At 52.2% G+C, this 12,135-nt stretch carries 12 protein-coding genes; all 12 read right to left on the bottom strand.

Annotated features, from left to right (window positions below; all coding sequences use genetic code 11):
* Positions 1 to 150 (bottom strand): helix-turn-helix domain-containing protein (locus tag JRI95_13265; protein ID MBW2062512.1); only part of this gene is annotated, 150 nt, incomplete at its 3' end.
* An 81-nt stretch (positions 151 to 231) separates the two neighbouring features.
* Positions 232 to 1,806 (bottom strand): hypothetical protein, encoded by a 1,575-nt coding sequence (locus JRI95_13260; protein ID MBW2062511.1) that lies wholly within the window; start codon positions 1,804 to 1,806, stop codon positions 232 to 234.
* A gap of 135 nt (positions 1,807 to 1,941) precedes the next feature.
* Entirely contained in the window at positions 1,942 to 2,175 is a 234-nt protein-coding gene (locus JRI95_13255; GenBank protein ID MBW2062510.1) for a hypothetical protein, read from the bottom strand.
* 80 nt (positions 2,176 to 2,255) lie between these two features.
* On the bottom strand, positions 2,256 to 2,462 hold the full coding sequence (locus JRI95_13250; GenBank protein ID MBW2062509.1) for a hypothetical protein: 207 nt from the start codon (positions 2,460 to 2,462) through the stop codon (positions 2,256 to 2,258).
* A gap of 106 nt (positions 2,463 to 2,568) precedes the next feature.
* A complete protein-coding gene (locus JRI95_13245) occupies positions 2,569 to 3,831 on the bottom strand; it encodes a cellulase family glycosylhydrolase (protein ID MBW2062508.1) in 1,263 nt (420 codons plus the stop codon).
* On the bottom strand, positions 3,785 to 4,120 hold the full coding sequence (gene traF / locus JRI95_13240) for a conjugal transfer protein TraF (GenBank protein ID MBW2062507.1): 336 nt from the start codon (positions 4,118 to 4,120) through the stop codon (positions 3,785 to 3,787). The genes JRI95_13245 and traF overlap by 47 nt, the downstream gene beginning before the upstream one ends.
* Positions 4,121 to 4,177: 57 nt before the next feature.
* Positions 4,178 to 6,163 (bottom strand): alkaline phosphatase family protein, encoded by a 1,986-nt coding sequence (locus tag JRI95_13235; GenBank protein MBW2062506.1) that lies wholly within the window; start codon positions 6,161 to 6,163, stop codon positions 4,178 to 4,180.
* Between the two features lie 58 nt (positions 6,164 to 6,221).
* Positions 6,222 to 7,124, bottom strand: coding sequence for a pyruvate synthase subunit beta (locus JRI95_13230; protein MBW2062505.1), 903 nt, complete (start codon positions 7,122 to 7,124; stop codon positions 6,222 to 6,224).
* Between the two features lies 1 nt (position 7,125).
* Positions 7,126 to 8,289 (bottom strand): pyruvate ferredoxin oxidoreductase, encoded by a 1,164-nt coding sequence (gene porA / locus JRI95_13225; GenBank protein ID MBW2062504.1) that lies wholly within the window; start codon positions 8,287 to 8,289, stop codon positions 7,126 to 7,128.
* Positions 8,286 to 9,953 carry an FAD-dependent oxidoreductase gene (locus tag JRI95_13220; protein MBW2062503.1) on the bottom strand — a complete coding sequence of 556 codons (1,668 nt, stop codon included), beginning with the start codon at positions 9,951 to 9,953 and terminating at the stop codon, positions 8,286 to 8,288. Before JRI95_13220 ends, porA begins: the two co-directional genes overlap by 4 nt.
* A 628-nt stretch (positions 9,954 to 10,581) precedes the next feature.
* A complete protein-coding gene (locus JRI95_13215) occupies positions 10,582 to 11,487 on the bottom strand; it encodes a haloalkane dehalogenase (GenBank protein MBW2062502.1) in 906 nt (301 codons plus the stop codon).
* Between the two features lie 181 nt (positions 11,488 to 11,668).
* A partial coding sequence (locus JRI95_13210) for a flavodoxin family protein (protein MBW2062501.1) occupies positions 11,669 to 12,135 on the bottom strand: 467 nt, incomplete at its 5' end.

Genomic DNA, 12,135 nt, shown 5'->3' with positions numbered 1-12,135 from the left:
GACCAGCGTTGAAAGCAGCCGGTGGACCGAGCTTTTGTTCAATTCAAGACGATTGCTCAGCTCAGTCAGGGTCATCTCTTGAAATTCGGATAAGAGTTCAATGATCATGAACCCTTTGATTAGCGATCCGGACAGTTTTGGATTTATCATTGATTTTATCCTTAAATCTGGCTCATCAGGTTAAAGCTTACTTTTCCCGAACTAGTAAATTTTTGATTGTAAACACCTGCCTTACTTTTTACGCGACAAATTGGTTAGATAGATGCTTAACGCCGCCGGCCAGTCTTCATATTCCCATTCCTTTCGGATGGCCTTGATGACCACCGGCTCCCACAAAGGCACAAACCAGGCGTCTTTCCACAAAATCTTGACCACTTCGTGTATTAATGCAGCTCGTTTTTCTTGATCGAACTCCTTGCCTTGTTTTTCCACCAGGGCCTCGACCCGCTCATCTTTGGCGTGCAGGCTCCAAATTCCATTATATCTCATGGTGGAGTCGAAGAATTGCTTGGCTGTTTCTCGGCCTCGACCGGCGCTCCAATTGACCACCCCGTAAAGTTTTTTACGGATGACCTCGTTCACGATCACTGGCACAGTGGTGACCCTCAGGTTCACTTTCAGGCCCGCATCACGCCAGTACTGATGGATGGCCTGGAAGACCGGCGGCATATTGGCGATCGTGTGAAAAGTGAATTCAAATCCTTTAGGATAGCCAGCTTCGGTCAGAAGCTGCCTGGCTTTTTCCAGGTTGTATTCGTAAAAGGGGACGTCAGGGTTGTAGCCCACCGCGCCAGAGCCGATCAGGGTGGCACGGAGTTCACGGCCGGTGAGATAATTCTTGATGAGCGTCGGGACGTCTATGGCGTGGTTTAGGGCCCGCCGAACTCGAACGTCCTTAAACGGGTTGGGTTTGCCGGTTTTAGGGTCTTTATCCGCCCGCCAGTTGAACAATAGCATTTGGGGGCTGTTATCTACCGTGTAAAAAAGATTAATCTCGGGATTCTTTTCCAGCTCTCTGGCTGCGTCAACCTGGATACCCCCGTTACCGTCAACCTCTTTTGCTTTAAGCGCGGCTATTCGGGTCTGCATTTCGGGAATGATCCGCATCACGACGCGGTCAATTTTAGGCGGGCCGAACGTACCGGGCGCGGGATTGGTGTTCCAGTAACCTTCACTGGCGTTAAGGGTAATAGATTCGCTGGGCTGTCGCTCGACAAATTTGAAAGGCCCGGTGCCTATAGGATTCTTGGCCATTTCCTTGTCACCCACTTCCTCGACGTAAGTCTCAGACACCAGGAAAATAGCGCTGATCAGATGAATAAAGGTTATTTCCGGGTATTTAGTAGTTATCACCAGCGTGTAGTCATCCGGAGTCTCCACCTGGTCAATGAACCGACCAAACATCTTGGTAGCGAAACCCGGATAGCGCTTGTTCACCCGGCGTAAAATTCGGTCAATGGAGTATTTGGCGTCGGCCGCGGTGAATGGCCGACCATTCTCAAATTTCACCCCTTTTCTTATTTTAAATTTCCATGTGGTCGGGTTAACCAGGTCCCACGATTCAGCCAAACCAGGGAGGGGCGTCCGATCAATGCCGCTGACAAAGATCAAGGGCTGATAGATGTAAGCCCAAACGCCTCGCGAAGCCCAGCCCCTGACATGATTGGGGTCCAAGGTGCTAATGTCCGAGGCAATGGCTAAAACAAAGGTGTTCTCAGGTCTCTCCTTGGCCTGGGTAGATGAAGAAACCATTAAAAGCGCAACCGTCAGAATCAGGACGGCGCTCGTAAAAATACGTTTGGTCATGATCTTCCTCCTGTACCATGATTTAGGAAAGCTAAAAATTCAAGGATCAACGCTCTGAATGCCCGACCACAAAACACGGGGGGTAAAGCAAAATAAGTTGCTATCATATTAGACCTTCTATTGTGGATTGGCCTCCTAGGTCCATTGCAATTCCGTGACCTCGACACCAATATTATCTGGGAAATCAACCCGATAGTAGGGAGAGTGACATCCCGTATTCGTTATCCAGGTTTTACCGTCATACTCGATGATTTGCGCGGCATGAGTGAAAAGCATAGCGATATGGTCTTCATCCGTACCGAAATTGGTGGGATCATTACTGAACCACACTTTGGTCCTGTGGTAGTGACCGGGTCCGACATGTGTCATAAAGAGATACCAACCCTGTTCACGCTTCAGAAGGAAAGGTGATTCGGAACTGCCACACCATTGGCTGTCAGCCAAACCTCTCACCAGGTCACCTTCGCGCTTGCTCCATTTGAATAAATCCTCGGAAAACCTGTAGCTAACCACCGACTCTCCCAATTGAGTGCCTGGGTCATTGCGGCGGCAATAGCAATCGTGACCGTGTCTTTATCAGCCGCAAGACTGTAACCTGCTGATAAACTGACCATTAAAAATAACCCAATAACAATTATAAGTCCTTTTTTCCTCATCTTTTTCTCCTTCTTTACACCCAACAGTTTAATTTCTTTTAAGCATTAACATTGTTTCTTAGACTCCTAACGCCTAAATAGTTTTTAAGTTACCAATTTACGCGCCTTATTTCTTAAGCCGGTCCCTTAAATAGTTTGCCGCCGGCCGATTAAGACCGCTCGGATAAAGTAGGCCGGAGTTGGCAAATGGTCCTTCGCCGGTAATCAGGCAGTAGAGAAACCAACCTATCTCCATTTTTTCAACAACAGGAAAAATGTCCTGGTAATATTTGAGCTGCCCCTCGTCGGTTCCCAAAACCCGGGAATCATCCAGAACGGAATCATGCAGCGTCAGGTTCCCAAATTCAGTAAGCAGTACAGGTTTTCCTGCGGACGCCCCGAACTCTTTTACCGCGGTCAGCACCTGCCTGGTCTGTTCGGGCTCCGGTCCGAACCAGTGCACAGATATCAGGGTGGTATATTCGCCAGCGACCTCCTCCACTCTTTTAACGCTTTCCACACCTCCAGCGCCCACTGTAATAGCTCCCTTGGGGGAGAAACCGGCTACTAACTGGCAGAAGTGTTTGAGAAAAGCGGTTACTCTCTCCTCATCGAACTTCATGTTCAGGAGTTTGAAAAGCCAGGGATAGTTGGCGATGATGTATGGCTCGCCCATAACATCCCACAAGATGACATTCTCGTTGTTACCAAACGCGGTCAAAATCGCCTTGATATATTCATCATACTTGGGCCAGTCTTCCTCGTCCCATTTGCTGTAAGGCGGATCAGTAGTCGAGCCCTGAAGGTAGAGTTGAGAAGGATCACCCCAGAAGGGAATGAGGGTTCCGGTGGCATACCGCCTGACATAATTTTGAAAAAACAGCGGCCAGCCCGGACGATTCGATTCCCGAGCGACCTCGTCAATCAGATCGGAACACTGCTTAAGGGCTTTTTCGGCCGGAATCCAAACAACCTCCCGGTTCAACTCCTGGGGATGAGTGGAGCCTCCGCCCATATGAAAAAGCAGGAAGCTGGCATATAATCCGTGCTTCTTACAAAGCTCAATAAACGTTCTGACATTTTTCAACATGAGCTCACGGTGTTCAAAATACGCCTCGCTGACAAGCCATGTCTTCACTGCGTTAAAACCCATGCCTTTGGCTAAGGCCAGGTCCCTTTCCAACCTCACAACATTGAATTCAGGGCCCCAGCCGGAACCGGGACTTATCTCAACCCCCTTGATGGATTCCCATTTGATCATGTGTTTTCCTCCTTTTTTACCGCTGACTCCGCCCGTCTCTGCGTTTGTAAAGTTCATCAAACCGCCCACGAACAGCATGAAACTAACGAAGATGCTTATCCAGAACGGAAACCAGCGCCGCCTTCTCATGAAACCCTCCTAACTGCTCCTCGACCAGGCCGTCTTTGAACAGGAATAAAGCCGGAATGCCTCTCAGCCTGAACCTTGTGGCCAGGGATGGACATTGATCAACGTTCACTTTGCGCACCTTGAGTTTCCCGGCGTATTCTTCGGCCAGCTCTTCAAGGAGCGGAACAAGCTTCATGCAAATCCCACAGCGCTGCTCAGCCCCGAAATAGACCAGGACAGGCCCTTCGCTGTCAAAAGTCTCGCTGTCAAAATTTTTTTCATTGAGTTCCGTGATTAAACTTGAAGGCAAAGGCCACCCCCTTGTCTTTTTTCCTTTTAACGCCTCTCCCCATCTGCTGCTTAAGCCTTAAAACCCTTCCAGAGCCTGGTAGATAATCCCACCCTCGACATCTCTTGGAAGAGGAATGTCGGTCAAATGACAGATGGTGGGCACGATATCAATGACATTTACCGGCCGCTTAATAATTTCACCCTTCTTGATTCCCGGACCGGCAGCCATGAACAGGCATCCAACAGAAGTGCCTTTGTAAACGCTTGTGGTAAGCTGGGTGCCATGAACTCTGGTCCAGCTGGAGTTGAAGGTGAAGTAAATATCCCCCACATGGTTCCCGTATAGCCCTAACATGGGCATATCTTCTTTTCTTAGGGCTAAAGCGATCGGCCGCCGGCCATTGCCAGGGTCTCTCATGCACAGGAGATCATCAATTATCTTTTCCACCAGGGCGTTGTACTCCTCAGGCTCCACGCTGCCATGGGGTTCCCGGCCCTTGAGGTTGATATAGATATAACCGGAGCGCTGACTGATGGCCCTGGTCTTCTCCCAGATGATTTCAGGCGGCTCTTTTTTCCGGTCCACAACCATGTAGCCCAGGTCTTCCATGACCTTGCCCGCAACGCTGTGGGGATCGCCCACAAGAGGCGTCTCACACCCGGCTTCACGGCTCATCCCGCCGTGGTCCGAGACGACGAAGAGCAGAGTATCCTCATCCATGACCTTGAGCATTTCTCCGACAAGATCATCTGAAATCTTGTAATACCTGTACAGGTTGTCAATGTGCTTCTGATAATTCGGGTTGTGCTCTTCCAGAATTGCATTTTGATAGATGTGATTGGCATAATCTAAGGCGTGGACATGGACATACAGCAGCTCCCATTCATAGTTGGCAATCAGGTATAAGAGGGCCCTGGCGTACCAGTCATACATCTGAGCGTGCGCCTCGGCCATGAGGCTATGAATCCCGCAGTAAGAGTGATGCATTATCGGGCCTATTTTTTCGTAAAGCTCGGCCCCTAATTTGCGGGGGTACATCCATATATCGTTAGACAGGTCTATGGTGTAGGAACAATAGAAATCCATGCTTGAGCCGTCTTCTTCAAGATTCAGTATCTTTATCTTGTAAGCCACCGGCCTTGTCTCTCCCGCGATCCTGAAACGATCGTATATCCATTCACTCCATTCCCCGGCCCGAGCTTCTCCAATAGGCTCCTCCTCCTGCTTTTTGGAGTAAATTTTAAGCCTGTTATACTTCTGGCCGTCTGCCGCGACGATCAATCCATAGCGCCTCTCCAGCCCGTTATTAACCGGTAAAACCACCTCTTTGGCCGAACTGGCCTCACTCTTCCAGCCGCGGGCCGGTTTAATCGGGGTCTTGACCTGGTCGTACCTCAAGGCCCCCATGCCCGCAGCGCGCCTTTCCTCGAGGGCCTTGATCTTAAAGCCCTCCAGGGCGGTGGTGGCCACGGCCTCGCCTTCGGAGACGTCAAAGTCTTTTTCGTCAACTTCCCCTTCGATCATGCAGTCCACCCCGGTCTCATCCGTAAAATGCGGGGTTTCTTCAATAGGGAAATCACCCTCCTTGCAATAATAGATGGTTTCATGAGCGACCATGGCCCTGGTGTTGACGACGACCATCGAGCCGTCCACCACGATGGTATGTTCCTTATTGGTCGGGGGCCAGGCGGTGGGATAGTTGAAGAGGATGCTCTTTTTACCAGCTCTGGCTGCGGCGTCCCAGATAAATTCCGCCTCACTGAGCCGTGAATTGAAGCCATAGCTCAGCGTGAGCAGGTCCTTACCAATGGTGTGGTTCCAGAAACAGGTGATGCCATGTGTCCCCGGATTCGCTCCGGTGGCCAGGCTCGCCCAGTTCGGCGGGGTGATGGTCGGATGCACCCCGAGCATTGATAAAGATTCGGTGGTCGTGCCCATGTCCATGACCTTTTTCAGGTTTGGCAGTTTCCTCTCATCCATAAAACGCTTCACCATTAAGGGGTCAGCGCCGTCAAGGCCCAGGAGAATCGTTTTCTTTGCTTTCGATTTTTTAGGTGACATTCGTGTGCTCCTTTATAAAATAATCGAACAGTCTCAGCGCGGATAAAATAAGTATCCGTCAAAGGGCTGCATCGTCTGCCTTTGAGGCGAACCAGTCGGCCCGGGCCTTCAGCTCGGCCCAGTGGAAATCAACCTCTTTCTGCACGTGCTCCATCTCTTCATCGGAGAGTGTTCTAAACCTTGTCTGCGCTCTCAAATAGTCCTTTACCGGTACCTTTTCGGGCTCTAAATTGAGAATGATCCTCTTTCCGTCATAAACTTCATAAAGAGGAAAGACCCTTGTTTGAACCGCCAGCCGAGCCAGCTTCACGGTTGCCTGCGAGGGAATGCCCCAGCCCGGCGGGCAGGGAGAAAGGAGCTGCAGGAAACGCATCCCTTTGATGGCCTCAGCCTGGCGCGCCTTGGCCAGGAAATCTTCCGGAAAAGCCGGGGTGAGCGTGGCGAAATAAGGGATGCGATGGGCCATCATGATGGCGGGCAGGTCTTTTTTAGGTCCGGCCTTGCCTTCAGGCGTGGTGGTTGTCCAGGCCCCCAAAGGGGTGGCTGAACTTCGCTGTACGCCCGTGTTCATGTATCCCTCGTTGTCATAACAGAGGTAGATAAAATTTTCGTTTCTTTCTGCTGCGGCGGATAGGGCCTGGAGGCCGATGTCATAAGTACCGCCGTCGCCAGCCACGGCTATGACCTGGGTCAAAGAGTTCCCTCTGGCGTCGAGCGCGGCGCGTATTCCCGTGGCCGCGGCCGCCACCGAGGCGAAGGGGGTGTTGTACCCGGCCACCTTGATGGGCGAACTCGGCAAAAACCCGGAATTCGTTCCCAGACACCCCGCGGTTATGGCGACGATGGTGTCCGCACCCAAGACCTTCAAGATATGGCGAAAGGCGATAATAAATCCACACCCGGCACAAAAGGCATGTCCCGGATGCAGGAATTCCGGGGATTCCCACCAGTCTTTATTCATCTTAATCTTCCATCCAGCATGGTTCTTCCTGTGGGCCTGAAGCATGTATCGTTTCTTTAAAGATGCGTTCCAGCATTTCGGGAGTGATATCCAACCCACCCAGGCCGGTGATGAAAGAAAAAACCAGAGGCGCTTCCCGTGTCCGGAAATGAGGGTCGTCAAAAAGGGCCTGTTTCACTTCCTGCGAAAGGGTCCCGCCGGCGCCCATGGAGACAGCCTGGTCAAGGACCGCCACTTTTTTCTGATTCAGCAGAATCTCCCTTAACTTCCGCGCCGGGAAGGGACGAAACATCCGGATTCTGACCAGACCGGCCTTGAAGCCCTGCCTCCGGAGTTCATCCACGACGTCCTTGACCGTCCCGCAGGTAGCACCCAGGCCCACCAGAACCACTTCGGCGTCTTCGGTCAAATACGCCTCTAAAACTCCGTAGCTCCGGCTGAATGTATTTTGAAACTCAAGCTCAATATCCTCAAGAAGCTCCACGGCCCTGTTCATATCCTCGTGGGCCTGTCGCCGCATCCTCATAAAATCGCGCGAGTCCGCCAGAATATTGAAAACGTGAGGCTCCCTGGGATCGAGCCGATACCTGGCTTCATAAGGAGGCAGGAAGGCATCCACGTCCTCCGGTCGAGGCACATCCACCGGTTCCATGGTGTGAGAAAGAATAAACCCGTCCATAACGATCATCACTGGCAGCAAAACGGTCTCGGCCAGACGAAAGGCCTGGATTAAGGTGTCCAGACATTCCTGGTTCGTGTGGCAGTAAAGCTGCAGCCAGCCGGTGTCTCTTTGAGAAAGACTGTCGGAATGATCGGACCAGAGATTCCAAGGCGCTCCCAGGGCGCGGTTCACATTGACCATCACGATAGGCAGGCGTGAACCTGAAGCCCAGTGAAGCATCTCATGCATGTAGGCCAGCCCTTGGGATGAGGTGGCTGTAAAAGCTCTGACGCCGGTCATCGAGGCCGCGGCCGTACAAGCCATGGACGAGTGCTCAGACTCGATTCTGATATACCGCGTCTTTAACTTTCCCGCGGCGCACAACTTCGCCACTTCCTCGACCACAGAGGTTTGAGGGGTAATGGGGTAAGCCGAAACGACCTCGACCCTGGCAAGACCGATCCCTCGCGCAACGGCTTCGTTGCCGGTCAGGAGTTCTTTCATGTCTCAACCTCCACGGACAGGACCCCGCGCGGGCACTCCTCGACGCATATACAGCATCCTTTACAGTAGCGGTCATCAATGAGAATCGTCTGATTGCCAGGATCGAGGCAGACAGCCAGGTCAGGACAGAAGAAGGCGCAGTTTCCGCAGGCATTGCAGAAACCGCACTTAACACAGCGAGAGGCTTCCTGGGCCGCGGCCTCTGGCGTAAGAGTGGCTTGAATTTCATGAAAGTCAGAGACCCTCTCTGTGGCAAGTCTCCGCTCAGGAACCATCCGTAAGCTCTGGCTGAAATAATGGAGGTTAATCTGGTCCGCCTTCACCAGAGGCAGGGGTGTGAACTTATCTGGTCGAACCTCTTTTTGATGCTTGAAATACGCATCCAGCCCCAAGGCTCCCCGCTTGCCAGAAGCAAGGGCATGGATAACCGAACGCGGCGCAGCGGTCACATCCCCCCCGGCAAACACTCCTCCAGACCCGGCAGCGCCTTGTGCGGTTACGGTCACCGAACCATGCACCACCTTGACGCCAGAGGGGAGGGCCTCGGCGTCGGCAAGATGCCCAAAAGCCGTGACGATGAAATCCCCGGCCATGAAATGATCCGAACCTTCGATGGGAACAAATCCCCGGCGTCCGTCAGGACCGAGATCGGTGATGCGATTCCTGACGCAGGTCAGGCCCTTCAGCCCCTCTTCGTCTCGAACAATCCCCCTGGGAGATATGAGGGTCCGGACCTCAATCCCTTCCTCCTCCGCTTCCATGATTTCATCTTCAAAGGCTGGCATCTCCTCTTTGGAACGGCGATAGAGGATCAAAGGCAGCCCTTGAAGGCGCAGAACGGCCCGCGCCACATCAAAGGCCGTATTGCCGCCTCCCAGAATCAAGACCCTCTGGCCCGGCCTGATGAAAGGGTTCGCCTCCACGGTCTTCAGGAAATCAAGCCCATCCGCGACGCCTCCTATCTCTTCTCCTTCGAGCCCCAGACTTATAGATTGCTGAGCGCCCGGCCCTAGAAATATGCCTTCAAAATCAGATTGAATTTCCTCCCAGGATATATCCCGACCGATTTTCACTCCCGGATGAAGGCCGACCCACGAGCCAAGAATCATTTCCAATTCCTCTGACAGAACGTCCTTAGGCAGCCGATAGCCGGGAATGCCGTACCTGAGAAGGCCGCCTAATTCTGGCATGGCTTCAAACAGTGAAACCTGATATCCAAGTCTCAGTAAATGATAACAGCATCCGATGCCCGCCGGGCCGGAGCCGATCACGGCTAGCCTGGGACCTGTCAGATCGCCAGTCGGTTCAAAGTGACGCAGCCCGTTTTTAAAAGCCCAGTCCCCGACAAAACGCTCGACCTGGTGAATGGCTATGGGCTGGTCAAGGTTCTGCCTGAGGCAATCTTCCTCACAAGGATGAAAACACACCCGGCCGGTTATCCTGGGCATGGGGTTCTCTTCGCAGATGGTGCGCCAGGCATCGGTCAGGTTTTGATCCTGAACCAGATTCATGAATTTGGGGATGTGGATTGAGCCCGGGCATCTATGGCGGCAGGGAGACAGCTTTTCATCAAAGAATGGTTTGAGCACTCCCCACCGGCCGGTGTAGTGATCTTGAGTTCCTTTGGTGGAGATAGAGAGGGGATAATTTTGAGGCCTGGACATCCTATTTCCCCATGGTTTCAGAGGCTTTTTTGTCCGCTGTTACTATTTCAATAAATTGAACAGAATTTTATATATGGAAAATATGAATGTCAAGCAAAAACCGGGTTTGAGAGCGGCCCGTACCCTTAACATTATAACTGCTTCATTTCACTGTAAATATTGTGAAAAAACTGGAAGACAGGGCTAAAACAATTTTTCCTTGACAGAAAAATCTTTTTTCCTTAAATTTCAATAAAGGCTTATCTATTCAAGATATTAGAACAAAGACATGGAGAGAACAGCATGACAAAACCCTGGTGGTATCAGGCCCGATTCCGATTCTTTCTCGATTACCATACCCCAGACCACGCCCATCAGATGCCGCCAGGAGCCACACCATCCCTGTGAGCGAGTTGAAGTGAGTGAGGGTTTTTTCGGTTTAAAGATTTTATTTCTACGCGGGCATTAAATTCCCAAGGCTACTCCTCGATAGTGAACTCCACCCTTTCCAGAGCTTTAAGGATAATGTTCCCCCAGAGTAAAAATATGTGGAATTTCCATGGAGCGCCACAAAGGGAACGCCTGCGCCTTTTTCGGTTAATAAATCCTTAATCTCTTGTTCAGGTGAAATGGCGCCTCCCTCTCAGGCTCAGGTACTGGAAATAAAGTCAACTATGACCTTAGCGAGTTCTTCGCCCTTGTCTTCCTGTAAAAAATGACCGGCGTCCTTGATGGTTGTATGAGGCTGACCTTTGGCGCCCGGAATTTGGCTTTGAAAGATGCGATCCCCTCCGCGAGTGATCGGGTCTCCGTCACTGAAGGCTGTGAGGAAGGGTTTTTCAAACTTGGAGAGCACCTTCCAGGCCTGCCGGTTGGCTTCCGAGGCCGGATCGTCCGGTCTGGTGGGCACGAGTGATGGAAAAATGCGGGCGCCTTCTTTATAAGATTCATCCGGGAACGGGGCCTCGTATGCGGCCAGAACTTCATCTGACGGTGGTGTCTTGAAAGCCCCTTTAAACATCCGGCCCACATCGAAGGTTGGAACCTCCTTGGAAAATTTCTGCCACTGCAAGAAGGCCTCCGAAAGGGTGGCGTCTCCAGTGGACAGCCCGGTATTGCCCGCCACGACGCGATCGAAAAGATCGGGCTTTTCCGCTACCAGCCTCAGCCCGATCAGGCCGCCCCAGTCCTGGCCGAAAAAGGTAATATTTTTCAGGTTTAATTTGTCCAGGAAGGCGTGCATCCAGTCCACATGACGCTGGAAGGTGTAGTCGTTGCGGTCAGCCGGCTTATCGGAGCGCCCGAACCCAACCAGATCCGGCGCCACGGCGCGGTGACCGGCCTCAACGATGATGGGGATCATTTTACGGTACAGATAAGACCAGGACGGTTCACCGTGTATGAGAAGCACGGGGTTGGCTTCACGAGGTCCTTCATCCACATAATGGATTCTGAGGCTCCCGCCTTCACCATCGGGCACCTCAACATAATGCGGCTCAAACGGGAAGCCGGGCAGGTTCTTAAACCGATCGTCAGGTGTTCTTAAAACTTTCATGTTAAGTCCCCTCCTTAAAAATAATTGTGGTTGATTTTAAAATCCGACCAGCCGGGTGGTCCTTCCATTTTCGACCGCAGCGACCATACCGTCCATGCCGGGACACATAAACAGGAGGCAGGTGGTCCTGCCTTTCTGGCCTCACCCGCGTCTTTCACGCCTTCCATGTCACGGATCCCTCTCAGGCGTTTATCTTTTTAAGCAGCCAGGCCATGTTTCGGCCCAGGTTTTTCATAATATTTATGCCTTCCTCGTCCTTTTCCACGTCTCCCGGGTTAAGGCCGATGCCCATGTTCCAGTAGCTGGAGCCGGGTACGATCATCTGGCTGTATAAAAAGAAATGGTTGAGGGTGTCGAAGGCGCTGACGCTGCCTGCCCGGCGCACGGCCACGACCGAGGCGCCGACCTTGCGTCTGAACAGCGCGCCGTTGGCCGTGGAGACCAGGCAGGCCCGGTCTATGAGGGCCTTTATCTCAGAGGAAACGCTGGCCACGTATGTTGGCGAGCCCAGGATGATCCCATCGGCCTCCATCATCTTTTCGAGGCATGGGTTCAGATCGTCGTCAACAGAGCAGCGTTTATCCTGATTGGCGAAACACTTGTAGCAGGACAGGCAGCCCCGGATTTTCTTGCCCGAGAGCTGCACGA

The organism is Deltaproteobacteria bacterium (assembly GCA_019308995.1).
Taxonomy (GTDB): domain Bacteria; phylum Desulfobacterota; class Desulfarculia; order Adiutricales; family JAFDHD01; genus JAFDHD01.
This window is presented reverse-complemented; position numbering and strand designations above follow the sequence as displayed.

Coding starts and splice junctions, on each gene's coding strand:
- porA (MBW2062504.1), bottom strand. CDS start 8,289: ATGAAAGAACTCCTGACCGGCAACGAAGCCGTTGCGCGAGGGATCGGT.
- JRI95_13235 (MBW2062506.1), bottom strand. CDS start 6,163: ATGTCACCTAAAAAATCGAAAGCAAAGAAAACGATTCTCCTGGGCCTT.
- JRI95_13215 (MBW2062502.1), bottom strand. CDS start 11,487: ATGAAAGTTTTAAGAACACCTGACGATCGGTTTAAGAACCTGCCCGGC.
- JRI95_13220 (MBW2062503.1), bottom strand. CDS start 9,953: ATGTCCAGGCCTCAAAATTATCCCCTCTCTATCTCCACCAAAGGAACT.
- JRI95_13230 (MBW2062505.1), bottom strand. CDS start 7,124: ATGAATAAAGACTGGTGGGAATCCCCGGAATTCCTGCATCCGGGACAT.
- JRI95_13255 (MBW2062510.1), bottom strand. CDS start 2,175: ATGACACATGTCGGACCCGGTCACTACCACAGGACCAAAGTGTGGTTC.
- JRI95_13260 (MBW2062511.1), bottom strand. CDS start 1,806: ATGACCAAACGTATTTTTACGAGCGCCGTCCTGATTCTGACGGTTGCG.
- JRI95_13250 (MBW2062509.1), bottom strand. CDS start 2,462: ATGAGGAAAAAAGGACTTATAATTGTTATTGGGTTATTTTTAATGGTC.
- JRI95_13245 (MBW2062508.1), bottom strand. CDS start 3,831: ATGAGAAGGCGGCGCTGGTTTCCGTTCTGGATAAGCATCTTCGTTAGT.